The following is a 25,418-nucleotide window of genomic DNA, read 5'->3' on the forward strand; positions in this document are numbered from 1 at the left end:
CTTCTTCCCCAGGACTTCGCGATGCCCACCACGAGCAAAGGCTTCCCGCTCATGCTGACCTTCGACCTCGACGCCGAGACCATGTGGACCGGCCGCGATCCCGCCAACGCGCAGCGGCCGATCCTGATGTCGCAGGGCGCCTACGGCTGGAAGGTCGGCATGCCGCGCATCCTCAAGCTGCTGGAGCGCTACGGCATCCACTCGACCTTCTTCGTGCCAGGCGAGGTGGCCGAGAAACATCCCGAGCTGATGCGCGAGGTGATCGACCGCGGCCACGAGGTGGCGCACCACAGCTACAGCCATCGCTGGATCGTCGGCCTCACGCCCGAGGAGGAGCGCGAGGAGATGGAGAAGGGCCTCGAGGTGCTGACCCGCCTGACCGGCGCCCGCCCGCGCGGCTGGCGCTCGCCCGCGGCCGAGTTCAGCGCCATCACGCTCGACCTGATCAAGGAGTACGGCTTCGACTACTCCTCGAACTTCTTCGACGACGACTCGCCCTACCTGCTCGAGATCGGCGGCCAGCGCACCGACATCGTCGAGCTGCCGTTCCGCTGGGTGCTCGACGACGCGCCCTTCTTCCAGTACTCGATCACGCTGCCGGGCCGCACCTTGCAGGCACCCTCGGCCGCGCTCGAGGCCTGGAAGAGCGAGTTCGACGTGCTGCATGCCGAGGACCGCATGATGATGGTCGGCATGCACCCGCAGATCATCGGCCAGCCCTCGCGGCTCAAGGTGCTCGAGGGCCTGATCGAGCATGCGCTCGCGCATTCCGACGTGTGGATCGACCGCTGCGACCGCATCTCCGACGACATGCGCCCGCGCCTGCAGGCCGCGGTGGCCGCATGAACGCCGTCGCCACCCCGGCGCCGCGCCGGCTGATCGTGAGCGGCGGTGCCAGCGGCATCGGCCTCGCGGTCGCGCGCATGGCGGTGGCACGCGGCGCCCGCGTGGCGCTGCTCGACCGCGACACGGCCGCGCTCGCCGAAGCCGTGCGCCTGCTCGGCGAGGCGGTGCTGGCGCTCGAATGCGACGTGAGCGACGCACCGGCCGTGCGCACTGCGGTGGACCGCGCCGCGCAATGGCTGGGCGGCGTCGACGCGCTGGTCAACTCGGCCGGCATCGATGCGCTGAAGTCGCTCGAAACCACCAGCGACGAAGAATGGGCACGCGTGCTGGCCGTCAACCTCACGGGGCCGATGCTGGTGTGCCGCGCCGCGCTGCCGCACCTGCGCGCGGCCGGTGGCGGCAGCATCGTCAACATCGCCTCGGGTGCCGGCCTGCGGCCGCTGCCCAACCGCACCGCCTACTGCGCGAGCAAGGCCGCGGTCATCATGTTCGGCAAGTCGCTCGCGATCGAGACCGCGGCCGACGGCATCCGCGTCAACGCCGTCTGCCCGGGCGCGATCGACACACCGCTGTTCCGCACCAGCTACGAGAACGCCGATGATCCCGAGCGCGCGCTGGCCGAGATCCGCGAGCGCTACGCACTGGGCCGCATCGCGGCGCCCGAGGAAGTGGCCGAGGCCGTGCTCTACCTCAGCGGCCCGGGCGCCAGCTACATCACCGGCACCGCGCTCGCCGTCGATGGCGGCCGCACCTTCCACTGAAAGGCCCGCGATGACATTCGATCGGCGCGTGGCGGTGGTCACCGGGGGCGGGCAGGGCATCGGTGCCGCCGCGGTGATGGAGTTCCTGGGACGGGGTGCGCGCGTCGCCGTGCTCGACCTCGACTGCGCGCCGCTCGACGCGCAACTGGCCGGCGACGGCGTCGCGCCCGGCCTGGCCTCGCGCTGCCTGCGCGTGAGCGGCGACTGCACCGATGCGGCGGTGGTCTCGGCCTTCTTCGACCGCGTGGAAGCGGACTTCGGCCCGGTCGACATCCTCTTCAACAACGTCGGCCAGAGCGCGCGCGAACGCGGCGCGCCCTTCGTCGAATCGCGGGAGGAGGTCTGGCGCTTCGTGCTCGAGGTCTCGCTGCTCACGGCCATGCGCGCCTCGCGCCGCGTGGCGCCCGGCATGAAGGCGCGCGGCTTCGGCCGCATCGTCAACATGAGCACCGACGCGGCCTTCGTCGGCGACGTGGGCCTGGCCGACTACGCGGCCGCCAAGATGGGCGTGGTGGGTTTCACGCGCTCGCTGGCGCGCGAACTCGCGCCGCACGGCGTCACGGTCAATGCCGTGTGCCCCGGCGCGATCCGCACCCGCGCGCACGACCAGCTCAATCCCGAGGTGCTCGCGCGCATCGTGGCCGACACGCCCGCGGGCTTCATCGGCGCGCCGCGCGACGTGGCGGCGGCCGTGGCCTTCCTGGCGGGCGACGACGCCCGCTTCATCACGGGCCAGACGCTGCTGATCGACGGTGGCCGCTGGATGCTCTGACTTCCGACTTCGAGGAACGACCATGGATCTGATGGACCACGGCGCCGTGGCGCTGGCCGCGCTGGTGCGACGCAAGGAGGCCTCGCCGGTGGAGATCGTGCAGGCCGCGCTCGCGCGCATCGAGGCGCGCCGCGAGCTCAACGCCTTCATCACCGTGACCGCCGACCAGGCGCTGGCCGCCGCGCGCCGCGCCGAGGCAGCCGTGATGGCCGGCGAGCCGCTGGGCCCGCTGCATGGCATTCCCTATTCCGTGAAGGACCTGACGCTGACGGCCGGCGTGCGCACCACCATGGGCTCGGCGATTTACGAGGACTTCGTGCCCAAGGACGACGCGGTGGCCGTGGCGCGCGCCAAGGCCGCGGGCGCGATCCTGATCGGCAAGACCGTGACGCCCGAGTTCGGTCACAAGCAGGTGCCGACGGCGCCGCTGTTCGGCCGCACGCTCAATCCCATCAACCCGGCCTACACGCCCGGCGCGTCGAGCAGCGGCGCCGCGGCCGCGGTGGCGGCCGGCATGGGGCCGCTGGCGCTGGGCACCGACGGCGGCGGCTCGATCCGCATTCCCGCGGCCTGCTGCGGCATCGTCGGCCTCAAGGCCACGCTCGGCGTGGTGCCGCACCTGCAGGCGCCCGATCTCTATTCGGCCAACTCCTTCACCGGGCCGATGGCGCGCGACGTGGCCGACACCCGGCTGCTGTTCGAGGCCATCGCGGGCTTCGATGCGCGCGATCCCTGGGGTGCGGGCAGCGCGCCGCCGCGCCGTGCCGCGCCGGTTTCGCTGCGCGGGCTGCGCGTGGCCTGGCTGCCGAGCGCGGGCAACCGCGTCGATCCCGAGGTGGAGGCCATCGCGGGCGCGGCCGTGCAGGCGATGGCGCGCGAGGGCGCCAGCGTCGAGACCGTGCAGCTCGATTTCGTCTCGCTCGAAAAGCATTTCCTGGTGGTGCTGCAGTCGCTGCTGGCCGCGCGCGTGGGCGCCAACCTCGAGCGCTTCGGCAACCGGCTCGATGCCTCGCTGATCGACGCGGTGCAAAAGGGCCGCCGCCACACGGCCGTCGACCTGCACGAGGCCACCTTCGCCAAGACCCGCTGCTTCAACGAGCTGCAGGCGCTGTTCGAACGCTTCGACGTGCTGGTGTCGCCCACGCTGTCGGCGCCGCCGCTGCCCATCGACATGGACGTGAGCGGCGAGATCGAGATCGCCGGCCGGCCCGCGGGCACCGTGCGCGGCGCCTGGTATCCCTACACCTACCCGATGAACCTCACGGGCCATCCCGCGCTGTCGATGCCCTGCGGCCGCAGCGCCATCGGCCTGCCGATCGGGCTGCAGCTCGTGGGCCGCTGGTACGACGACCACTACCTGCTCGATGTCGCAGCGCTGGTCGAGCAAGCGCTCGGTTGAGCGATCCCCCTTACTTTTTCACCGCGAGGTCTTCCATGCCGTCCTTCATCCGCCGATCCCTTGCCGTCGCGGCCCTCGCGGCCTGCGTCCTTCCAACGGCCCAGGCCCAGCTGCCGCCGGGCCTCGCGGGCGGCAACCTGCGCATCGTCGTCGGCTATGCGGCCGGCGGCGCGGCCGACACGGTCGCGCGCCTCTATGCCGAGCAGCTCAAGGACGCGGGCTTCGGCAGCATCGTGGTCGACAACAAGCCCGGCGCCTCGGCGCGCCTGGCCTGGGACACGGTGAAGAAGGCCAAGCCCGACGGCCTCACGCTCTACCTCGCGCCGTCGCCGCTGCTCACCATCCTGCCGCTGACCTACAAGACGCCGGGCTACGACGCCGACAAGGACCTGGTGCCGGTCGCGCTGCTGGTCGAGATTCCCACCGCGGTCGTCACCGGCGCCGGTCAGCCCTACAGCTCGATGAAGCAGTACGTCGAATGGGCGAAGAAGAACCCGAGCAAGGCGACGCTGGGCCTCGCGACCATCGGCAGCTCGGGCCACCTGGGCGCCTTCGCGCTCGCCAAGGCGCAGGGCTTCGAGCTCACGCCGGTGGCCTACCGCGGCGCCTCGCCGATGCTGATCGACGTGGTCGGCGGCGAGCTGTCGATGGGCTGGGATGCGGCGGCCAGCATGATGCCGCTCTACAAGGGCGGCAAGATCAAGTTCCTCGGCTTGAGCGGCGACAGGCGGCTGCCGGCCCTGCCCGACGTGCCCACGGCCAAGGAACAGGGCTTCGGCGAGTTCGTCGCGGCGACGAGCTGGTATGCGGTCTATGCGCCCGCGGGCACGCCGGCCGCCGCGCTGTCGGCGCTGGAGCGCGGCTTTCTCGCCGCCGCGGCGAAGCCCGAGCTCGCGCGCAGCCTCGAGGCGGCCGGACTGGTCGCCCATGCCGAGGGCCGCGCCGAACTCGCGCAGCGGGCGCAGCGCGAGCGCAGGAACTGGGAGCCGATCGTCAAGGCGGCCGGCATCGTCATCGACGAATAGCACGTACGAAGGCTCGATGTCCATGTCCGACGATTCGCTCTTCTTCACGCCCGCGACCGAACTGGCCGGCCTGATCCGCGCGCGCCAGCTCTCGCCGGTCGAGCTGGTGACGGCGGTGCTCGCGCGCGCCGAGCGCCTGCAGCCCACGCTCAACTGCTTCATCACCCTGACACCCGAACGCGCGCTGGCCGAGGCCCGCCGCGCCGAGGACGCCATCGCGGCCGGCCGGCCGCTCGGCGCGCTGCACGGCATTCCGTTCTCGGTCAAGGATCTGGTCAACACCGAGGGCGTGGCCACCACCTTCGGCGCCGTGATCCACCGCGACAACGTGCCCGCCGAAGACGCCGTGAGCGTGGCGCGCCTGCGGGCCCAGGGCGCGATCCTGATCGGCAAGACCACCACGCCCGAGTTCGGCTCGGGCCCGCTGACCAACTCGCCGCTGTTCGGCAGCACGCGCAACCCGTGGAACCTCGCGCGCACCTGCGGTGGTTCGAGCGGCGGCGCCGCGGCCGCGGTCGCCGCGGGCATCGCGCCGCTGGCGGTCGCCACCGACGGCGGCGGCTCCACGCGCATCCCGGCCGCCTGCAACGGCGTGGTCGGCATCAAGCAGTCGGTCGGCGTGATCCCGCACAGCCAGGCGCAGGACCTCTACGGCAACCAGACCTACGTCACGCCGATGACCCGCACCGTGGGCGACACCGCGCTGATGCTGCAGGCGATGGCCGGGCCGTCGCCGGTCGATCCCTGGTCGATCGGCCTGCGTTCGCACGACTACGTGGCGGCCGCCGCCAACCCCGGCGACCTGCGCGGCCGGCGCGTGCTGTGCTGCGCCGCGCCGCCGGGCCGGCCGGTGTCGGCCGACGTGGCGCGCAACTTCGAGGCCGCGCTGCGCACGCTGAAGGATCTGGGCGCGAGCATCGAGCACTTCGACGGCGAAGGCTTCGAGGTCGAGCCGATCTGGCGCGCGATCAACCACACGGTGTGGCGCGCGCGCTTCGGCCCGCTGGTCGAGCGGCATCCCGACAGCTTCAGCGAGACCTTCCGGCGCCAGGTCGAGTCGGCGGCCGGCGTGAGCGGCGTCGAATACCAGGAGGCGATGTTCGCGCGCTCGCAGCTGTTCAAGCGCGTGCAGGCGCTGTTCGAGCGCGCCGACTTGCTTGCCATGCCCACGCTCACGCGCTCCGCGGTGGCGCTCGAGCAGGACCTGTTCGCGCCGCTCGACATCGACGGCCGGCCCTACGAGAACGTGCGCGCGCACTGGTATCCATGGACCATGCCCTTCAACATGACCGGGCATCCGGCCATCAGCCTGCCGAGCGGTTTCGGCGGCGACGGCATGCCGCTGGGCCTGCAGCTCGTGGGCCGTTTCCAGGACGACGCGACGCTGCTGGGCGCGTCGGCCGCGTTCGAGGCCGCCACGGGATTCATGGCGCGGCGGCCCGCGCTCGCTTGAGGAGCACCGCCGATATCATCGGCGCATGAAGCAACACACCCGCTGCAGCTGGGCCGAGGGCGATGCCCTGATGAGCGCCTACCACGACGCCGAATGGGGCGTGCCCGAGCGCGATCCGCGCATGCTCTGGGAGACGCTGATGCTCGAAGGCTTCCAGGCCGGCCTGGCCTGGATCACCGTGCTGCGCAAGCGCGACACCTTCCGCGAGGCCTTCGCGGGCTTCGATCCGAAGCAGGTCGCGCGCTTCGACGAAAAGGACATCGAGCGGCTGATGGGCAACCCCGGCATCATCCGCGCGCGCGCCAAGATCGAGGCCACCATCCGCGGCGCCCAGATCTACAACGAGATGGCAGCGCGCGGCGAGAGCTTCACCGACTTCTGCTGGTCCTTCACCGGCGGCAAGGTGATCGAGAACGACGGCAAGACGCGCACCGTGTCGTCCGAGCTGTCCGAGCGCGTGTCGAAGGAACTCAAGAAGCGCGGCTTCAAGTTCGTCGGCCCGACCATCGTCTATGCCTGGCTGCAGGCGGTGGGCATCGTCAACGACCACGACGCGGCCTGCTTCCGGCGCGCGCAGGTCGCGAAGGCAGCCAAGGCGGGCTGAACGCCGCGCGCCGGGGCCGGCGCGCCTTTCTCGTCGCTCTTTCGTCTCTTCCGACGATGCGGCAGCTACCGGGCCGCGACAAGATCGTCCTCCACACAGACAAGGCCGCCCGCGGCCAAGGAGACGGACGATGCCGGGCCCATTGCAAGGATTGCGCGTGGTCGAGATGGCCGGCCTCGGCCCCGGTCCCTTCTGCGCGATGCTGTTCGCCGACATGGGCGCCGAGGTGCTGCGCATCGAACGGCCCGGCACGCCGCGCAACCCCCATGACATCCTCGCGCGCGGCCGCAGCCTGCTGCAGATGGACCTGCGCGCCGAGGGCGCGGCCACCACGGTGCGCGACGCCATCGCGCGCGCCGACGTGCTGATCGAGGGCTTCCGCCCCGGCGTGATGGAGCGCCTGGGCCTGGGCCCGGCCGACTGCCTCGCGCTCAATCCGCGCCTGGTCTACGGCCGCATGACCGGCTGGGGCCAGCACGGCCCGCTGGCGCAGGCGGCCGGCCACGACATCAACTACATCGCGCTGAGCGGCGCGCTGCACGCGGTCGGCCGCGCGGGCGAGCCGCCGGTGCCGCCGCTCAACTACGTCGGCGACTTCGGCGGCGGCGCCATGTTCCTGGCCTTCGGCATCCTCGCGGCACTGCACGAGGCCAAGGCCTCGGGCCAGGGCCAGGTGGTCGATGCCGCCATGACCGACGGCGCCGCGCTGATGTCGGCCATGATGTATGGCCTCAAGGCGGGCGGCCGGTGGAGCAACCAGCGCGGCGAGAACCTGATCGACGGCGGCGCCCACTTCTACGACACCTATGCCTGCGCCGACGGCCGCTACGTGGCCATCGGCGCCATCGAGCCGCAGTTCTATGCGCTGCTGCGCGAGCGTTGCGGCATCGCCGACGACCCGGCCTTCGATGCCCAGATGGACGCCGCGCGCTGGCCGCTGCTCAAGCTGCGCCTGGCCGACGTTTTCCGCACCCGCACGCGCGACGAATGGTGCGCGTTGCTCGAGGGCAGCGATACCTGCTTCGCGCCGGTGCTCGACTGGGACGAGGCGCCCGCGCATCCGCACAACGTGGCGCGCGGCACCTTCGTCGAGGTCGACGGCGTGGTGCAGCCCGCGCCCGCGCCGCGCTTCAGCCGCAGCGTGCCGCCCGCGCTCTCGGGCGAGCCGCGCGAGGAAGGCGCGGCGCTGCTGCGGCGCTGGGGCGCGGGCGAGGACAGCGCGCCATCGCTGCGCGCGGCCTGAGCACGGCCCCGCGGGCGCGCATCGGCATCGGCAAGACAGAGGAGGCTCCCATGTACCTGACCCAGTCCCTGCACAAGGGCCGCCGCGAGAAGGGCGAGGCCACCGCCATCGTCAGCGGCGCGCACCGCCTCGGCTTCGGCGAATTCACCGACCGCGTCGCGCGGCTCGGTGCCGCGCTGCGGCAGCTCGGCATGGCGCGCGGCGACCGCGTGGGCATGATGAGCCTCAACTCGCACCGCTTCGTCGAATACTTCTTCGGCACCTGGTGGGGCGGCGGCGTCGTCAACCCCGTCAACATCCGCTGGAATCCGAAGGAGGTCGCCTACTCGCTCGACGACTGCGACACCCGCATCCTGCTGGTGGACGACCTGTTCGCGCCGCTGGTCGGCGAGCTGCGCCGGCTCTCCACGTCGCTGCGCACCGTGGTCTATTGCGGCGAGCGCGAGGTGCCCGAGGGCATGGTCGGCTACGAGGCGCTGCTGGCCGGCACCGCGGCCATCGACGACGCGCCGCACACCGGCGACGAGCTCGCGGCCGTGATGTACACCGGCGGCACCACCGGCCGGCCCAAGGGCGTGATGCTGAGCCATGGCAGCCTCTGCATCAATGCGCTGGCCACCGTCGCGGCCCTGCCGCGCGATGGGCACGAGGCGGTCTCGATCGTCGCCGCGCCGATGTTCCATGTCGCCGGCTGCGGCATCGCGATCCAGAACATGCTGCGACTGGTGCCCATGCACGTGGTGCCGATGTTCGACGAGCTCGCGGTGCTCGATACCCTGCAGCAGGCGCGCGTCACCGAGATGTTCCTGGTGCCGACCATGATCAAGCGCGTGATCGAGCATCCGCGCTTCGGCGAGTTCGACCTGTCGCGGCTGAAGCTGCTGTTCTACGGCGCCGCGCCCATCGATGCCGCGCTGCTCGACCAGGCCATGCGCGCGCTGCCGGCCACCGCCTTCGCGCAGGTCTATGGCATGACCGAGCTGTCGCCCGTGGTCACGGCGCTGCCGCCGCGCTGCCATCTGCCGGGCCCCGACCGCGACCGCCTGCTGCGTTCGGCCGGCACGCCGATTGCCATCGCCGAGGTGCGCATCGTCGACGGCGAGGACCGCGAGCTGCCCGCGGGCCAGGTCGGCGAGATCGTCGCGCGCGGGCCGATGGTGATGCAGGGCTACTGGAACAAGCCGGCCGAGACCGAGGCCGCGCTGCGCGGCGGCTGGATGCACACCGGCGACGGCGGCTACATGGACGCGCAGGGCTTCGTCTTCGTGGTCGACCGCATGAAGGACATGATCGTGAGCGGCGGCGAGAACGTCTACTCGGCCGAGGTCGAGAATGCCATCGCGCAATTGCCACAGGTGCTGATGTCGGCCGTGATCGGCGTGCCCGACGACCAATGGGGCGAACGCGTGCATGCCGTGATCGTGCGGCGCGAGGGCATGGCGCTCGAGGCCGAGGCCGTGATCGCGCACTGCCGCGCGCAGATCGCGAGCTACAAGTGCCCGCGCAGCGTGGAGTTCCGCGATGCGCTGCCGCTGTCGGCCGCGGGCAAGCTGCAGAAGTTCCAGCTGCGCGATCCCTACTGGGCCGGCAGGCAGCGCCGCGTGGGTTGAAGCCGCGCGCAAGAACCATCCACGAAGAGAAGAACGAGGACACGCCGAACATGACGATCGACTTTCGCCGCTCCTGGAGCGATGAGGACCTGGAGCGCTACCGCGACACCGTGGTGCGCTTCATCGAGGCCGAGATGGTTCCGCACGACGAGGAGGCGCGCAAGCGCGGCCACGTCGGCCACGAGATCTGGCGCAAGGCCGGCGCCCTCGGCCTGCTGTGCGCCGACATCCCGGAAGAATACGGCGGCGCCGGCGGCGACTTCCGCCACGAGGCCGTGTTCTACGAGGAAGCCGCGCGCCGCGGCCTGAGCGGCATGGCGACCTCGGTGCACAGCATCGTCGCGCACTACTTCCTCAACCACGGCACCGAGGCGCAGAAGCAGCACTACCTGCCGCGCATGGCGCGCGGCGAACTGGTCGGCGCGGTGGCCATGACCGAGCCCGGCGCCGGCTCCGACCTGCAGGGCGTGCGCACGCGCGCCGAGAAGAAGGACGGCGGCTACGTCATCAACGGTTCCAAGACCTTCATAACCAACGGCTTCCTCGCCGGCGTGGTGCTGGTGGTGGCCAAGACCGATCCCGCGCAGGCCGCCAAGGGCACCTCGATCCTGATCGTCGAGACCGAGGGCTGCGCGGGCTTCCGCGTCGGCCGCGTGCTCGACAAGATCGGCATGAAGGCGCAGGACACCTCCGAGCTCTTCTTCGACGACGTGCGCGTGGCGGCCGATGCCGTGCTCGGCGGCGTCGAGGGGCAGGGCTTCTTCCAGCTCATGGGCGACCTGCCCTACGAGCGCACCATCATCGGCGTCAGCGCGCTCGCCACCATGGAGGGCGCCTACCAGGCCACGCTCGACTACGTGCGCGACCGCAAGGCCTTCGGCAAGCCCATCGCCGAGTTCCAGAACACCAAGTTCAAGCTCGCCGAGATCGCGACCCAGATCAAGGTCGGCCGCGCCTTCATCGACCGCTGCGTCGAGGACCTCGTCGCCGGCAGGCTCGACACCGCCACCGCCTCCATGGCCAAGCTCTGGGGTTCGGAGGCGCAGGGCCGGGTGGTCGACGAATGCCTGCAGCTGTTCGGCGGCTATGGCTTCATGAACGAGTACGTGGTGGCGCGCATGTATGCGGATGCGCGGGTGCAGCGGATCTATGGCGGGACCAACGAGATCATGAAGGAGGTGATCTCGCGGGCGTTGTGAGCGGGCGCTCCCGGCCTTCTAGAATCCGCGGCGGCCATGGGCCGCGAGGAGAACAGGATGTTGCTGGGAGTGGGTGGGAAGCGTTGGGTCCGTGTCTGTGTGGTGGCTGCCGCCGGCGTGCTGGCGTGTGCGGGGAGTGGTGCCCAGACGCCCGCGGCGTCGAATTGCGGGCCCGGATCGGGAGGCTCGGTGACCGTGAGGATCGGGCACGTCGCGCCGATGACCGGCGCGCTGGCTCATCTCGGCCGTGACAACGAGCACGGTGCCGTGCTGGCCATCGAGGACCTGAATGCGCAGTGTTTCCTCATCGGTACCAAGCGCGCCCGGTTCGAACTCGTGGCCCGCGACGACGGCGCCGATCTGCAGATGGGCGCCCGCGCGGCACTGTCGCTGGTGGCTGCGGGCGTGAACGGGGTGGTCGGGCATCTGACTTCGAGCGTCACCATTCCGGCCGCGAAGATCTACCACGATGCGGGCATCGTCCAGATCTCTCCAAGCGCCAGCAGACCGCCCTACACCCAACTGGGCTATGCCACGGCGTTCCGGGTGATCGCGCACGACGATCGGCTCGGCGAACTGCTGGGCCGCTATGCGGTCGAGGTGGCCAGGGGCCAGAGGATTGCAGTGGTCGACGACCGCTCGGACTACGGCAGCGACGTCGCCGACGCCTTCGAGGCCGGCGTGCTGCAGGCCGGTGGCACGGTGTTGCGCCGCGATCAGGTGATGGACGACGGCGAGGAGCTTGGCGATCTGGTCGCGAAGCTGCGCGCCTCGAAGCCCGATCTGGTCTTCTATAGCGGCATGGACACGGTTGCCGGTCCATTGTTGCGCCAGATTCACGGAGCCGGCCTGAATCCTGTCTTCATGGGTAGCGACGGCATCTGTACCGGTGAATTGCCACGGCTCGCCGGCGCCAAGGCGATGCGGAGCACCGTGCTGTGCGCCGAAACCGGTGGCACCGAGGAGAAATACCAGCCGGCCCTGCGCGCGTTCATGGACCGGTTAACGCAGCGTTTCGGCACGCCGGTTCAGCTCTTCTCACCCCATGTCTACGATGCCGTGCAGGTGATGGCGCGGGCCATGCGCAACGCGGGCTCGATCGAGCCGGCCAAGTACCTTCCGGAGCTCAAGGCGATCTCGTTCACTGGCGTGACGGGCGAAATCTCCTTCGATGACCGGGGCGACCTGCGCGACGGGCCGATCATTCTCTATTCCTACAACGGCATGCGCCGCGTCAGGGTGGCGGTGCTGCGCTGACGATGGATGGCGGCTGCGGGCCGGGGGTGCTTCGTGATGGCGGGTTTCTCCTCGAGATACAGGAATCTCGTTGGCGGACCGCCTCGGGCGCTCCCTACCGGATCACTCCCAGTCGCCGTGCAATCGCCACCGCCTGCGTCCTGCTCTTCGCATCGAGCTTCATGTTGATGTTGCGCAGGTGCGTGCGCACCGTGCTGTCCGACACGAACAGCTTCTCGGCCATCGCGCCGTTCGAATAGCCCTCGGCCAGCAGCTGCAGCACGCGGATCTCCTTGCGCGTCAGCGGCTCGCTGGCCGCGAGGCCGTCGGTGCCCGCGGCGTCGGCGTTCTCCGGCTCGCCGCCATCGGGCAGGGCCATCGGCCCGGCCGCCTGCAGCAGCCGCTGCACGTACTCGCCGAGGATCGGGTCGCTGCTGCCGCGCGCGGTGGCGCTGTCGTGCAGCGCGTGCGCGAAGCGCTGCACCAGCAGCGCGGCGGCCGGGCCCTCGTCGAGGATCAGCCGCATGTAGCCCTCGTGGCTCGCGGTCTTGAGCACCTCGGCGGCTTCGGCGATGGCCTCGGCCAGGCTGCCCGCGCGCTGCAGTGCCAATGCACGCAGCAGCCGCAGCTTGAGCACGCGCCGCAGCCGCGCGACGGCGAGGGCGGCATGCAGCTCGGCGTCGATGCTGTCGAGGGCCGCGCGTGCGTCGCCGAAGGCGATCTCCCAGCGTGCGCGCGCCAGGGTCAGGTAGTCGAGCTCGTGCGCGGGCAGGCGCTGGAGCTTCTCGCGCGCCCACAGGGCCGGGTCGTCGGCGCGCGCGAGTTCGTCGCGCGCGGCGGGACCGTTGCCCTGCAGCAGCAGCATGCGCGAGCGCTCGAGCTTGGCGCCGGCCACCACGCGCGGCAGCTGGCGCTGGTGGCCCAGGTACTCGAGCTCGGTCAGGGCCTGGAAGGCGGCATCGATGTCGCCCGCATGGAAGGCGATGCGCGAGCGCATCGCGTGGCTCAGGATCATGTGGTCGGGCAGGCCCACGTCGCGCGCCAGCGGCAGGTAGACGTTGAGCAGGTGCTCGGCCTGCAGCAGCTGGTTCGACTCGTAGACCGAACCCGCATAGAGCACACCGGCCCAGGCATTGCCGTGGCTGTGGTTGTACGACACCGCATGGGTCGCATCGACCGCCATGCGAAAGCGCGCGGTGGCCTGGCGCAGCCGGCCTTCCTGCAGGTCGAACAGGCCGGCCAGCGACTCGGTGTACATGCGGTTGAAGGTGCTGCTGCCCTGCTGGCGCCGCGCGGCGTCGAGCAGGCGCTGCGCCTCGTGCTGGTCGCCGCGCACCGCGAGGATGTGCGCCATCGCGTTGAGCAGCACGCTGTCGGCGAAGGGCAGGCCGGTGGGCAGCCGCGCCAGGCTCAGGCGGCCGGCCTCGTAGGCCTCGTCGTGCCGGTCCTGCATCGCCAGCAGCAGCGGGATCAGCGTCTGCGCGCTCGCGCGCACCGCGGGCGTGGGGCTGTCGAGGCAGCCCGAGCTTTCGAGCTGCTGCATCGCCTGCCAGGGGCCGTGCGTGAAGCAGGTGGCCCACAGCGCGATCGGCTGCAGCGCGGGATGCTCGCGCAGCTGATGCTCGGGAATGGCCGAGAACCAGCGCGCGAGCATGCGCATGCGGCCCTGCTCGAGGAAGCGGCCGGCATAGCTGTCGAGCAGGGTCAGCGCATGCGGATGGTCGCCGCCCTCGATCGCATGGTCGATCGCGGGCACCGGCCGCTGCTGCGATTCGTACCAGCCCGAGGCCGCGAGGTGCAGCCGCGCGATCTCGCCGGGCATCTCGCGCGCCAGCTGGGCGCGCAGGAAGTCGGCGAACAGGCTGTGGTAGCGCCAGGCACCGTCGCCGTCCGCGCCGCCGTTCACCGGCGTCAGGAACAGGTTGGCCGCGGCCAGCCGCTCGAGGATGGCCGCGCTGTCGGCGCGCGGGTTGAGCGCCTGGCACACCGAGGCATCGAGCTGGCGCAGGATGCTGGTGCGCAGCAGGAACTCGCGCACCTCGGCGGGCTGGTGCGCGAGCACGTCCTCGGCCAGGTAGTCGGCCACCGCGCGGTCGGAGCCCGAGAAGCGTTCGACGAAGCCGGTCGCGCTGCCATGGCGCTCGAGCGCCATCGAGGCCAACCAGATCGCCGCGATCCAGCCCTCGGTCTTGCGGTGCAGCTGCGCGAGCAGTTCGTGCGGCAGGGCCTGCGCGGCGGCGTCGCCGGCGTGCGGCCGCAGGCCGAAGAAGGCGCCGGTCTCCTCGAGGCTGAAGCGCAGCCGGTCGGTGTCGATCTCCTCGAGCTGGCCGCGCGCGCGCAGCCGGCCCACGCCGAGGTCGGGCAGGCCGCGCGAGCCGATCACCAGCTTGCCGCCACGCGGCAGGTGCTCGACGATCTCGCGCACCAGCCCGATCACCGCGGGCTCCTGCACGCCCTCGAAGTCGTCGAGGAACAGCACGAAGGGCGCGTCGTGCGCGGCCAGCGCGGCCACCGCGTCGAAGGGCGTGCGCGCGCGCGGCTCCTCCACGCCGAGGCGCAGCACGGCCTCGCCGAGGCCGGCCAGGAAGCGCGAGACGTCGTTGTCGGCGCGGTCCAGCGTGATCCAGGCGGTGGCGATGCCGCGCGCCTCGATGCGCTCGCGGCTCTGCGCCATGGTGGTGGTCTTGCCGAAGCCCGCGGGCGCGCGCACCAGCACCAGCTTGACCGCGCTGGCCGCGATGCGTTCGCAGATCGCGTCGCGCAGCACCTGCGTGGCGGCGAAGGCCGGAGGGCTGAGCTTGGTCTCGAGGATGCGGGCGGAAGGAGCGGACGACATCGCGAACGGCGGAGTGGGGCGCGGGCCGTGCGGTCGCCGCGGGGGAAAGCGGATACCGTCGGTTCCGACGATGCCCGCGTCGATTCTGCTTCCTAAACTGGCCGGCGCCAAACCATCCAGCAAGGACCTCCGAAGATGCAACTCGATTCCCGCATTGCCGCCGTCGTCACCGGCGGCGCCTCCGGCCTCGGCGCGGCCACCGCGCGGCGCCTGGCCGGCCATGGCGTGAAGGTCGCGCTGTTCGACCTCAACGCGGCGCAGGGCGAGGCGCTCGCGGCCGAGATCGGCGGCGTGTTCTGCCAGGTCGATGTCACCTCCGAGACGCAGGTCGACGCGGCTTTCGAGCGCGCGCGCGCCGCGCACGGCCAGGAGCGCGTGCTGGTCAACTGCGCGGGCACCGGCAATGCGGTGAAGACCGCGAGCCGCGACAAGGCCACGGGCGAGATCAAGCACTTTCCGCTCGCCAACTTCGACCGCATCATCCAGATCAACCTGGTGGGCACCTTCCGCTGCATCGCCAAGTCGGCCGCCGGCATGCTCACGCTCGACATGCTCGAGGACGGCGAGCGCGGCGCCATCGTCAACACCGCCTCGGTGGCCGCGCAGGACGGCCAGATGGGGCAGGCGGCCTACACCGCCTCGAAGGCCGGCATCGTCGGCATGACCCTGCCGATCGCGCGCGACCTCATGAGCGAGGGCATCCGCGTCAACACCATCCTGCCGGGCATCTTCGACACGCCGCTGTTGCAGGGCGCGCCCGACAACGTGAAGGCCGCGCTGGCGGCCTCGGTGCCGTTCCCGAAGCGGCTGGGCAACCCGGCCGAGTACGCGGCGCTGGCGGAGCTGATGATCACCAACGGCTACTTCAACGGCGAGAGCGTGCGGCTCGACGGGGCGATTCGCATGGCGCCGCGGTAGGCGGAGGCGTCGGCGCCGACTTTTTCGCGCCAACCCCCGAATATTCCTCGGTGCCTCGGGGCGTCGCTCCCGGTTGTCCTATGCTCGCGCGCCAGCCACCGGCGCCGCGGCGCGCCGACATCCGCGAGAACTTCAGTTGCCCCTTCGTCTTCATCCTCGAATGCCACGCGACCGCGTGGCGACAGCGCATCGGATTGCGCCGTCCGGAGCCTTCCATGCGTGAGTTCCACAAGGGCGTGCTCTACGCGCTCGCCGCCGCGGCGCTCAATGCAACGATCGGCGTCCTGACCAAGTTCGTGGTGGCGACGGGATTGCAGGCCGATGCCATCGCGGCGCTCAAGACCCTCATCGGATTCGTCGTGGTGGGCGCGATCGGGCTGGCAGGCTTGCGTTCCGGGTGGCGCGGCAAGTGGTGGCAGGCAGCGGCCTGCGCGTTCTTCGGGATCTTCGTGCTGTTCTACTTCGAGACCGCCGCCTACGCGCACGAGGCCACGGCGAACGTGGTCGTGACCTTGATGGCCTTTGCGGCCTTGTCAGCGATCGTGCTGGGCTGGCCGCTGCTGGGCGACAGGCCCGGTCGCTTCCAATGGATCGGACTGGGCATCGCGCTGCTGGGCGTGGGGATGGTCGCCGGCGTGAGTGTCGCCCAGAGCCCTCGTGGCCTGCTGCTCGCGGCGCTCGCCGGCACCGGCTATGGCGTGTTCTCCGTGTTGGTGAAGAAGTTCGGCCTGCCCGGCGGATTCGCGCTCACCGCCCGACTGCTGCTGTTCGGGTCGCTCTACCTGGCGGCGATGGTGCAGTTCGATGCGCTCGCGCGCGTGGAGTGGCGTGCGTCGGCCGTCGGCGCGCTCGTGCTGCTGGCCGTGTTTCCGACCGTCCTGGGTTTCGTCTGCACCACGCGTGCCATCCAATGCATCGCGCCGGGGCAGGTGCAGACGCTCGAGCTCGCCGAGCCGCTGTTTGCGGGTGCCTTCGCCTTCGTCCTGCTGCGCGAGGTGCCGACCGGCTGGGCCGTTGCCGGCGGCGTGCTGGTCGTGCTGGGGTTGTATGTCTCCTCGCGCCAGCCGAGCCCGAGGCATTCGTCCAACGCGGTGCCGTCGATCCCCGGATAGGCGTGCGGCGCTGGCGCAGTCTTACTCCGCCGGCTCCTCGGCCCCGCCCTGCCGGTCGTCCACCTTCTGCATGTTGTCGAGGATCTTCAGCAGGTAGTGCAGGGTGTGGGTCACGTCGTTGACCGAGAAGCCCTCGAGCACCTGCTCGTAGTAGGCGTAGATCTTCGGCTGCGCCTCGACCACCCACACATGCTGTCCCGACTCGCTCATCGTCACCAGGCGTGAGCGCCGGTCGCGCCCGTCGGGCGCGGTCTTCACATGGCCGTCGCGCTCCATGCGGCTCAGCAGGCCCGAGAGGTTCTGCCGGCTCACCTTCAGGTAGCGCGCCAGGTCGCCCACGCTCATCCCCCCCTTCGCCTCGTCGCGCGACAACGCGCCGAGCACCGCCCATTGCTGCGTGGTCAGGCCTTCGTTCTCGACCGCGCGGGTGCCTGTTTTATGCAACATGTTGGCACATTGGTAGAGACGGAAGAAAACCCTGTTGGCCAGCGCCATGCGGGCGGAGGCGTCATTTTTGTTAGGGGAAACCATAGATATCTTCGTGAACTGGGTTGCACGGCGAAGCTATGCCAACGCATAATACGTCAACATCTTTACCTAAATGCCGATTCGAAGCCGGCGCGACCGGCCAACGATAGCAAGCCCGCGGATCCAAGGAGAACCTGATGCAACGATTCGAAGACAAGACAGTGGTCGTCACCGGCGGCGGTGGCGGCATCGGCGGCGCGACCTGCCGCCGTTTCGCGCGCGAAGGCGCGCGGGTGGCGGTGCTCGACCTGAACCCCGGCGCCGCCGAAACGGTCGCCGCGCGCATCGAGGCCGAGGGCGGCCGCGCGCTCGCGCTGCGTTGCGACATCACCGAGCGCGCGAGCGTCGATGCCGCGGTGGCCGCGGTGCTCGAGCGCTTCGGCGCGATCGACGTGCTGGTCAACAACGCGGGCTGGGACGTGTTCCGGCCCTTCACGAAGACCGAGCCCGCGCAGTGGGAGAAGCTGATCGCCATCAACCTCACGGGCGCGCTGCACATGCACCACGCGGTGCTGCCGGGCATGGCGGCGCGCAAGGCGGGCCGCATCGTCAACATCGCCTCGGACGCGGCGCGCGTGGGCTCCTCGGGCGAGGCCGTGTACGCGGCCTGCAAGGGCGGCCTGGTCGCGTTCACCAAGACCATCGCGCGCGAGCATGCGCGCCACGGCATCACCGCGAACGTGGTGTGCCCGGGCCCGACCGACACCGCGCTGTTCGCCGACTACAAGGAAGGCGCGGGCAATCCCGAGAAGCTGATGGAGGCCTTCACGCGCTCCATCCCGCTGGGCCGCATCGGCCAGCCCGACGACCTGCCGGGCGCGATCCTGTTCTTCGCGAGCGACGACGCGGCCTTCGTCACCGGCCAGGTGCTCAGCGTCTCGGGCGGTCTGACGATGAACGGCTGACCCAGGCCCCCCCCACGGATTCCCAAGGAGCAACACATGCAGTTCGAAGACATCCTCTACGACGTGCGCAACCGCGTGGCGTGGATCACCATCAACCGGCCCGAGAAGATGAATGCCTTCCGCGGCCAGACCTGCGACGAGATCATCCGCGCGCTCAACCGCGCGGGCTACGACCGCGAGGTCGGCGCCATCGTGCTGGCCGGTGCCGGCGATAAGGCCTTCTGCACCGGCGGCGACCAGTCGGCGCACGACGGCAACTACGACGGCCGCGGCACCATCGGCCTGCCGATGGAGGAGCTGCACGACGCGATCCGCAACGTCCCCAAGCCGGTGATCGCGCGCGTGCAGGGCTTCGCCATCGGCGGCGGCAACGTGCTGTGCACCATCTGCGACCTCACCATCGCCTCCGAGAAGGCCGTCTTCGGCCAGGTCGGCCCGAAGATGGGCTCGGTCGACCCGGGCTACGGCACCGCCTTCCTGGCGCGCGTGGTCGGCGAGAAGAAGGCGCGCGAGATCTGGTACTTGAACCGCCGCTACAGCGGCGCCGAGGCCGTGGCCATGGGCCTGGCCAACGCGGTGGTGCCGCACGAGCAGCTCGACGCCGAGGTGCAGAAGTGGGCCGAGGAGATCTGCGAGCGCAGCCCCACGGCGATCGCGATCGCCAAGCGCAGCTTCAATGCCGACACCGCGCACCAGGCCGGCATCGCGGGCATGGGCATGTACGCGCTCAAGCTCTACTACGACACCGAGGAGTCGCGCGAGGGCGTGAAGGCGCTGCAGGAACGGCGCAAGCCCGAGTTCCGCAAGTACGCGAAGTAGCCGCGCAGCGAAGAGCAACGCGATGAACCCCTACATCGACGACGACCTCGCCGCGCTGGCCGAGCATGCGCGCCGCTTCGCCACCGGCCGCGTGGCGCCGGGCTTCCTCGAGCGCGACGCCACGCGCGTGCTCGACCGCGCGCTGATGCGCGAGATGGGCGAGATGGGCTTCATCGCGCCCGAGCTCGCCGAGGAACACGGCGGCCAGGGCATGGGCTGCCTCGCGGCCGGCGTGATCCACGAGGAGATCGCGCGCGCCGACCTGAGCCTGAGCTACATCAACCTGCTGGCCTCGCTCAACGGCCAGATCCTCGCCGAGCACGGCCGCCCCGAGGTGGCGGGACCGTGGCTGCGGAAGCTCACGCGCGGCGAGGCGCTGCTCGCGATCGCGCTGACCGAGCCGCGCGGCGGTTCGGACGCGGCCAACCTGCGGCTGCGCGTGGAGCGCGCGGGCGACCACTACGTGATCAACGGCGAGAAGACCTCGATCTCGGCGGCCGACCAGGCCGACGCGGTGGTGGTGTTCGGCCGCACCGGCCCGGTGGAATCGGGCGCGCACGGCGTGACCGCGCTGCTGGTGCCCGCCGATGCGCCCGGCCTCACGCGCAACCGCTTCGACTGCCACGGCCAGCGCGCCATCGGCCGCGGCTCGCTGTTCTTCGAGAACGTGCGCGTGCCGCTCGACCATCGCCTGGGCGAGGAGAACAAGGGCTTCGTGCAGGTGATGCAGGGCTTCGACTTCTCGCGCGCGCTGATCGGCCTGCAGGTGCTGGCGGTGGCGCGCGTGGCGCTCGAGGAGACCTGGGACTACGTGGCGCAGCGCGAGGCCTTCGGCAAGCCGCTGTCGGCCTTCCAGGGCGTGTCGCATCCGCTCGCCGACTTCGACACCCAGGTCGAGGCCGCGCGCCTGCTGTGCCTGCAGACGCTGTGGCTCAAGGACCGCGGCGCGCCGCATACGGCCGAGGCCGCCATGTGCAAGTGGTGGGCGCCGAAGCTGGCCTACGACGCCATTCATCAGTGCCTGCTGATGTTCGGCCATGGCGGCTACGACCGCGGGCCGATGGAGCAGCGGCTGCGCGACGTGCTGGGCTTCCAGATCGGCGACGGCACGGCCCAGATCATGAAGACCATCGTGGCGCGCACGCGCGCCGGGCGCTCGGCCGTGCCGGCCTGAGCCTGGTCTTGCCCCGGTTTCGCACGACAACGAGGAGACACGACATCATGGAATTCGACGCCGTACTGCTGCCGCCGCGCCGCGCGCGCATGATCGCCGAGGGCCTGTGGCACGAGCGCACCATCAACGACGCGCTCGATGCCTGCATCGCGGCCACGCCCGACAAGTTGGCGCTGAGCGCGATGCGCATCGAGGACGGTTCCATCCAGCGCTTCAGCTACCGCGAGCTCGGCCGCATGGCCGACCGCATCGCGGTGGGCCTGTCGCGCCTGGGCGTGGGGCGCGACGACGTGGTGGCCTGCCAGCTGCCCAACTGGTGGCAGTTCACGCTGACCTACCTGGCCTGCTCGCGCATCGGCGCGGTGATCAATCCGCTGATGCACATCTTCCGCGAGCGCGAGCTCTCGTTCATGCTGAAGCACGGCGCGGCCAAGGTGATGATCGCGCCGGCGCGCTTCCGCGGCTTCGACTTCGAGGCCATGGTCACGGGCCTGCAGCCCGAGTTGCCCGCGCTGCGGCAGGTGGTGATCGTGGGCGGCGCGGGGCCGGACAGCTTCGATGCCCTGCTCTCGGGACCGGCCTGGGAAGACGCGCCCGACGCCGCCGCGATCCTCTCGCGCGGCCGGCCCGGGCCCGACGACATCACGCAGCTGATCTACACCTCGGGCACCACCGGCGAGCCCAAGGGCGTGATGCACTCGGCCAACACCACCATGGCCAACATCGTGCCTTACGCGCAGCGCCTGGGCCTGGGCGCGGACGACGTGGTGCTGATGGCCTCGCCGATGGCGCACCAGACCGGCTTCATGTATGGGCTGATGATGCCGATCATGCTCGGCGCCTCGGCCGTGCTGCAGGACATCTGGGACCCGAAGCAGGCCATCGCCGCGATCAACGCCGAGCGCGCGAGCTTCACGATGGCGTCCACGCCCTTTCTCTCGGACCTCGCGAAGACGGTGGCCGAGACCGGCACCGAGGTGCCGTCGCTGAAGGTCTTTCTCTGCGCGGGCGCGCCGATCCCGGGCGCGCTGGTCGAGCAGGCGCGGCGCGCGCTCGGCGCCAAGATCGTCTCGGCCTGGGGCATGAGCGAGAACGGCGCGGTCACGCTGACGCGGCTGGACGACGACGACGAGCGCTCGATCCAGACCGACGGCTGCCCGCTGCCCGGCGTGGAGATCCAGGTGGTCGACGTCGACGGCCAGCGCCTGCCTCCGGGCGAGGTGGGCCGGCTGCTGCTGCGCGCCTGTTCCAACTTCGGCGGCTACCTGAAGCGCCCGCAGCTCAACGGCACCGATGCCGACGACTGGTTCGACACCGGCGACCTCGCGCGCATCGACGAGCGCGGCTATGTGCGCATCGCGGGCCGCACCAAGGACGTGATCATCCGCGGCGGCGAGAACATCCCGGTGGTCGAGATCGAGTCGCTGCTCTACCGCCACCCCGACATCGCGATGGCCGCGATCGTGGCCTATCCCGACGAGCGCCTGGGCGAACGCGCCTGCGCGGTGGTGGTGCCGCGGCCCGGCTGCCAGGTCGACCTGCCGTCGATCTCGGACTTCCTCAAGGCGCAGAAGGTGGCGCTGCAGTACATCCCCGAGCGGCTGGTGCTGCGCGAGACCATGCCCTCGACGCCCTCGGGAAAGATCCAGAAATTCAAGTTGCGCGAGCTGTTGCGCGCGGAAGAGGCGAACGAGGCGGGCACGGCGGGCTGAGCCCGGCGCGGACCCGAGAACGACAGCACCCCCCAAAACACAACGGAGACAAGACATGGCCATTTCGTTCCCGGCCCCGGCGCGCCTGCGCCGGGCCTTCATCGCGCTCGGCTGCCTCGCGCTCGCGGGCGCCGCCTTCGCGCAGTCGCCCGCGGCCTGGCCCGGCAAGCCGATCCGCGTGGTCGTGGGCTTCGCGCCCGGCGGCAGCACCGACGTGATGGCGCGCATCCTCGCGCAGTCGCTGACCGAGTCGCTGGGCCAGACCGTGCTGATCGACAACAAGCCCGGCGCCAGCGGCAACATCTCGGCCGCCGAGGTGGTGCGTGCCGCACCCGACGGCCACACCTTCCTGATCGCGCCGACCTCGGTCGAGACCGCGAACCCGTCGCTGTTCAAGTCGACCCTGCTGCCCTCGCGCGACCTGTCGCCGGTGGCGACCGTGGGCCGCACCCAGATGTACCTGGTGGCCAAGCCGCAGATGAACGCGAAGGATGCGCGCGAACTGGTCGCGCTGGCGCGCGCCAAGCCCGGCACCTTCTCGTACGCCTCGGCCGGCACCGGCACGCCGCCGCACCTGGCCTGCGAGCTGTTCAAGCAGGCCACCGCGGTCTCGGCCACCCACGTGCCGTACCGCGGCGCCGCGCCCGCGCTGCAGGACGTGCTCTCGGGCCAGGCCGACTTCGTCTGCGACCCGGGCATCGCCTTCCCGCACATCCGCACCGGCAAGGCCAAGCTGCTGGGCATCGTGAGCGCCAAGCGCTCGCCCTTCTTCCCCGAGGTGCCGACCATCAGCGAGCAGGGCTTCCCGGGCGCCGACCTCGACATCTGGTTCGGCATGTGGGCGCCCAACGGCACGCCGCCCGAGGTGCTGGCGCGCATGAGCCGCGAGATCGGCAAGGCGCTCGCGCAGCCCGCGCTGAAGTCGCGCTATGCCGACCTGGGCGCGGAGCCGGTGGCGATGGACACGCCCGAGTTCCGCAAGCTGCTGGCCGAGGAGGGCGCGGTGCTGTCCGCGCTGATCGCCCGGCAGAAGATCGTGGTCGACTGACAGGAGCGAGCCCGCATGGCCATTCAGCAGGAAGTGCCCATCCTCGTGCGCGCCGAGGGCCGCGTCGGCGTCGTGACGCTGAACCGCCCGCGGCAGATGAACGCGCTGAACGACGCGCTGATGGACGCGCTCGGCACCGCGCTGCTGGCCTTCGATGCAGATGCCGGCATCGGTGCCATCGTGCTGACGGGCGACGAGCGCGCCTTCGCGGCCGGGGCCGACATCGCGGCCATGGCCGAATGGGACCATGCCGAAGTGGTCGCCCGGGAGTTCATCACGCGCAACTGGGAAACCATCCGCCGGGTGCGCAAGCCCGTGATTGCCGCGGTGGCCGGCTTCGCCTATGGGGGCGGCTGCGAGCTCGCGCTGGCCTGCGACATCGTGCTGGCGGCCGAGTCGGCGCGCTTCGCGCTGCCCGAGGTCAGGCTGGCGATGCTGCCGGGCGCGGGCGGCACGCAGCGGCTGCCGCGCGCCATCGGCAAGGCCAAGGCGATGGAGATGTGCCTGGGCGCGCGCGTGCTCGATGCGCACGAGGCCGACAGGTACGGGCTGGTGTCGCGCGTCGTGCCTTCCGCCTCGCTGCTGGACGAGGCGCTTTCGCTGGCCACGCGCATCGCCGGCTTCTCGCTGCCGGCGCTGGTCGCGATCAAGGAGTCGGTCAACCGTGCCTGGGAGTCCTCGCTGTCCGAGGGCATCCTGTTCGAGCGCCGGCAGCTGCATGCGCGCTTCGCGACCGAGGATGCGCGCGAGGGCATGCGGGCCTTTCTCGCCCGGCGCGAACCGGTGTTCCGCCACCGCTGAGCCGCGCCCAAAATCGTCCGATCCGACGACGCCCGCCGCATCCTGGGGGCCAACAATTCCCCGAGTCACACCCAGCCCCAGGAGAACCCATGCCCGAAGCCTATATCGTCGCCGCCGCCCGCACCGCTGGAGGCCGCCGCAACGGCCGCCTGGCCGGCTGGCATCCCGCCGACCTCGCCGCGCAGGTGCTCGACGCGCTGGTCGCGCGCACCGACGTCGATCCCGCCGCCATCGAGGACGTCATCATGGGCTGCGTCGGCCAGGCCGGCGAGCAGTCCTCGAACATCGCGCGCAACGCGGTGCTGGCCTCGCGCCTGCCCGAGTCGGTGCCGGCCACCTCGGTCGACCGCCAGTGCGGCTCGTCGCAGCAGGCGCTGCATTTCGCGGCCCAGGCCGTGATGTCGGGCAGCATGGACGTCGCGATCGCGGCCGGCGTCGAGAGCATGACGCGCGTGCCCATGGGCCTGCCGACCACCTTGCCGCTGAAGAACGGCCTGGGCTTCTATGTCAGCCCCGGCATGCAGAAGCGCTATCCCGGCGTCGAGTTCAGCCAGTTCACGGGCGCCGAGATGATCGCCGCCAACTACGGCATCGCGCGCGCCGAGCTCGATGCCTATGCGCTGCGCAGCCACCAGCTCGCGGCCGCGGCCACGCGCGCTGGTCACTTCGAGCGCGAGATCGTGCCGGTGGCGGTGCGGCTGGCCGATGGCAGCGAGCCCGGCGAGATGCACCTGGCCGACGAGGGCATCCGCGGCGACGCGACGCTCGAGAGCATCGGCGCGGTCAAGCTGATCGCCGAGGGCGGGCGCGTGACGGCCGCGACCGCGAGCCAGATCTGCGACGGTGCCAGCGGCGTGATGGTGGTCAACGAGCGCGGCCTCAAGACCTTCGGCCTGAAGCCGCTCGCGCGCATCCACCACATGAGCGTGATGGGCCACGACCCGGTGATCATGCTCGAGGCACCGATCCCGGCCACGCAGCGCGCGCTGCAGAAGGCCGGCATGAAGATCTCCGACATCGACCTGTTCGAGGTCAACGAGGCCTTCGCGCCGGTGCCGCTGGCCTGGCTGCAGGTGACGGGCGCCGATCCCGAGCGGCTCAACGTCCACGGCGGCGCCATCGCGCTCGGCCATCCGCTGGGCGCCTCGGGCACCAAGCTCATGACCACGCTGGTGCATGCGCTGGGCCAGCGCGGCAAGCGCTACGGGCTGCAGACCATGTGCGAGGGTGGCGGCATGGCGAACGTGACGATCGTCGAGCGGCTCTGAGGCGCGAGAGAAAGCGGATACCGGACGCAGAGGACGCGAAGGTTTCGCGAAGGACGCCAAAGGAAACCCCAAAAGGTGGGCTGCCGTTGGGCAACCGCTCATGGCCTTGCGGGCCTTGTTCGGGGTGCAATGGCCGCCGAAGCACGGCC

22 protein-coding genes are annotated in these 25,418 nt (G+C 70.9%); 20 read left to right on the forward strand and 2 right to left on the reverse strand.

The genetic code is table 11. The features are described 5' to 3' along the window. Window positions 1–21 precede the first annotated feature (21 nt). From AC1HIL_RS13610 to AC1HIL_RS13660, 11 genes are all read left to right on the forward strand, one after another. Window positions 22–846, forward strand: a complete 825-nt coding sequence (locus tag AC1HIL_RS13610; protein ID WP_479671982.1) for a polysaccharide deacetylase family protein — start codon at window positions 22–24, stop codon at window positions 844–846. Next, window positions 843–1,607 carry an SDR family NAD(P)-dependent oxidoreductase gene (locus AC1HIL_RS13615; protein WP_479671983.1) on the forward strand — a complete coding sequence of 255 codons (765 nt, stop codon included), beginning with the start codon at window positions 843–845 and terminating at the stop codon, window positions 1,605–1,607. The genes AC1HIL_RS13610 and AC1HIL_RS13615 overlap by 4 nt, the downstream gene beginning before the upstream one ends. A gap of 10 nt (window positions 1,608–1,617) precedes the next feature. Then, on the forward strand, window positions 1,618–2,379 hold the full coding sequence (locus AC1HIL_RS13620) for an SDR family NAD(P)-dependent oxidoreductase (RefSeq protein WP_057589644.1): 762 nt from the start codon (window positions 1,618–1,620) through the stop codon (window positions 2,377–2,379). 22 nt (window positions 2,380–2,401) lie between these two features. Beyond that, a complete protein-coding gene (locus AC1HIL_RS13625) occupies window positions 2,402–3,778 on the forward strand; it encodes an amidase (protein WP_479671984.1) in 1,377 nt (458 codons plus the stop codon). 35 nt (window positions 3,779–3,813) lie between these two features. After that, the gene (locus AC1HIL_RS13630) at window positions 3,814–4,803 is read left to right on the forward strand and encodes a tripartite tricarboxylate transporter substrate-binding protein (RefSeq protein ID WP_057589647.1); all 990 of its coding nucleotides are present in this window, start codon (window positions 3,814–3,816) and stop codon (window positions 4,801–4,803) included. 16 nt (window positions 4,804–4,819) lie between these two features. Beyond that, the gene (locus tag AC1HIL_RS13635) at window positions 4,820–6,256 is read left to right on the forward strand and encodes an amidase (protein ID WP_479671985.1); all 1,437 of its coding nucleotides are present in this window, start codon (window positions 4,820–4,822) and stop codon (window positions 6,254–6,256) included. A gap of 25 nt (window positions 6,257–6,281) precedes the next feature. Continuing rightward, window positions 6,282–6,860 (forward strand): DNA-3-methyladenine glycosylase I, encoded by a 579-nt coding sequence (locus AC1HIL_RS13640; RefSeq protein WP_413764071.1) that lies wholly within the window; start codon window positions 6,282–6,284, stop codon window positions 6,858–6,860. Between the two features lie 130 nt (window positions 6,861–6,990). Further along, the gene (locus tag AC1HIL_RS13645; protein WP_479671986.1) at window positions 6,991–8,103 is read left to right on the forward strand and encodes a CaiB/BaiF CoA transferase family protein; all 1,113 of its coding nucleotides are present in this window, start codon (window positions 6,991–6,993) and stop codon (window positions 8,101–8,103) included. Window positions 8,104–8,153: 50 nt separating this feature from the next. After that, a complete protein-coding gene (locus AC1HIL_RS13650) occupies window positions 8,154–9,713 on the forward strand; it encodes a long-chain-fatty-acid--CoA ligase (protein WP_479671987.1) in 1,560 nt (519 codons plus the stop codon). Window positions 9,714–9,763: 50 nt separating this feature from the next. Then, a complete protein-coding gene (locus AC1HIL_RS13655) occupies window positions 9,764–10,912 on the forward strand; it encodes an acyl-CoA dehydrogenase family protein (protein ID WP_093343300.1) in 1,149 nt (382 codons plus the stop codon). A gap of 57 nt (window positions 10,913–10,969) precedes the next feature. Next, window positions 10,970–12,169 carry a branched-chain amino acid ABC transporter substrate-binding protein gene (locus AC1HIL_RS13660; RefSeq protein ID WP_479672792.1) on the forward strand — a complete coding sequence of 400 codons (1,200 nt, stop codon included), beginning with the start codon at window positions 10,970–10,972 and terminating at the stop codon, window positions 12,167–12,169. A gap of 94 nt (window positions 12,170–12,263) precedes the next feature. Here AC1HIL_RS13660 and AC1HIL_RS13665 read toward each other — a convergent pair whose 3' ends face one another. Continuing rightward, window positions 12,264–14,984 (reverse strand): winged helix-turn-helix domain-containing protein, encoded by a 2,721-nt coding sequence (locus AC1HIL_RS13665; RefSeq protein WP_479671989.1) that lies wholly within the window; start codon window positions 14,982–14,984, stop codon window positions 12,264–12,266. 135 nt (window positions 14,985–15,119) lie between these two features. Between AC1HIL_RS13665 and AC1HIL_RS13670 the strand changes: the two genes are divergently transcribed. Together AC1HIL_RS13670 and AC1HIL_RS13675 are read left to right on the forward strand one after the other, a co-directional pair. Further along, window positions 15,120–15,902, forward strand: a complete 783-nt coding sequence (locus AC1HIL_RS13670) for an SDR family NAD(P)-dependent oxidoreductase (protein ID WP_057589659.1) — start codon at window positions 15,120–15,122, stop codon at window positions 15,900–15,902. An 80-nt stretch (window positions 15,903–15,982) separates the two neighbouring features. Beyond that, complete coding sequence (locus tag AC1HIL_RS13675) at window positions 15,983–17,014, forward strand: DMT family transporter (RefSeq protein ID WP_479671990.1); 1,032 nt, start codon at window positions 15,983–15,985, stop codon at window positions 17,012–17,014. A 21-nt stretch (window positions 17,015–17,035) separates the two neighbouring features. Here the strand turns inward: AC1HIL_RS13675 and AC1HIL_RS13680 are convergent, their stop codons facing one another. Continuing rightward, on the reverse strand, window positions 17,036–17,545 hold the full coding sequence (locus AC1HIL_RS13680; RefSeq protein WP_479671991.1) for a MarR family winged helix-turn-helix transcriptional regulator: 510 nt from the start codon (window positions 17,543–17,545) through the stop codon (window positions 17,036–17,038). Between the two features lie 134 nt (window positions 17,546–17,679). On the opposite strand from AC1HIL_RS13680, the gene badH reads away from it, so the two are divergent. From badH to AC1HIL_RS13715, 7 genes are all read left to right on the forward strand, one after another. After that, window positions 17,680–18,447, forward strand: coding sequence for a 2-hydroxycyclohexanecarboxyl-CoA dehydrogenase (gene badH / locus AC1HIL_RS13685; protein ID WP_209541101.1), 768 nt, complete (start codon window positions 17,680–17,682; stop codon window positions 18,445–18,447). Window positions 18,448–18,483: 36 nt separating this feature from the next. Continuing rightward, on the forward strand, window positions 18,484–19,266 hold the full coding sequence (badI, locus tag AC1HIL_RS13690) for a 2-ketocyclohexanecarboxyl-CoA hydrolase (protein ID WP_479671992.1): 783 nt from the start codon (window positions 18,484–18,486) through the stop codon (window positions 19,264–19,266). 22 nt (window positions 19,267–19,288) lie between these two features. Continuing rightward, a complete protein-coding gene (aliB, locus tag AC1HIL_RS13695) occupies window positions 19,289–20,440 on the forward strand; it encodes a cyclohexanecarboxyl-CoA dehydrogenase (RefSeq protein WP_479671993.1) in 1,152 nt (383 codons plus the stop codon). Between the two features lie 47 nt (window positions 20,441–20,487). Next, window positions 20,488–22,152, forward strand: a complete 1,665-nt coding sequence (aliA, locus tag AC1HIL_RS13700; RefSeq protein ID WP_479671994.1) for a cyclohexanecarboxylate-CoA ligase — start codon at window positions 20,488–20,490, stop codon at window positions 22,150–22,152. Between the two features lie 55 nt (window positions 22,153–22,207). Further along, window positions 22,208–23,200 carry a Bug family tripartite tricarboxylate transporter substrate binding protein gene (locus tag AC1HIL_RS13705; RefSeq protein WP_479671995.1) on the forward strand — a complete coding sequence of 331 codons (993 nt, stop codon included), beginning with the start codon at window positions 22,208–22,210 and terminating at the stop codon, window positions 23,198–23,200. Window positions 23,201–23,215: 15 nt separating this feature from the next. Continuing rightward, the gene (locus AC1HIL_RS13710) at window positions 23,216–24,001 is read left to right on the forward strand and encodes an enoyl-CoA hydratase-related protein (RefSeq protein ID WP_479671996.1); all 786 of its coding nucleotides are present in this window, start codon (window positions 23,216–23,218) and stop codon (window positions 23,999–24,001) included. A gap of 89 nt (window positions 24,002–24,090) precedes the next feature. Next, window positions 24,091–25,269 carry an acetyl-CoA C-acetyltransferase gene (locus tag AC1HIL_RS13715; RefSeq protein WP_208508608.1) on the forward strand — a complete coding sequence of 393 codons (1,179 nt, stop codon included), beginning with the start codon at window positions 24,091–24,093 and terminating at the stop codon, window positions 25,267–25,269. Window positions 25,270–25,418: the final 149 nt, after the last annotated feature.

Source organism: Variovorax sp. ISS6 (assembly GCF_056523145.1).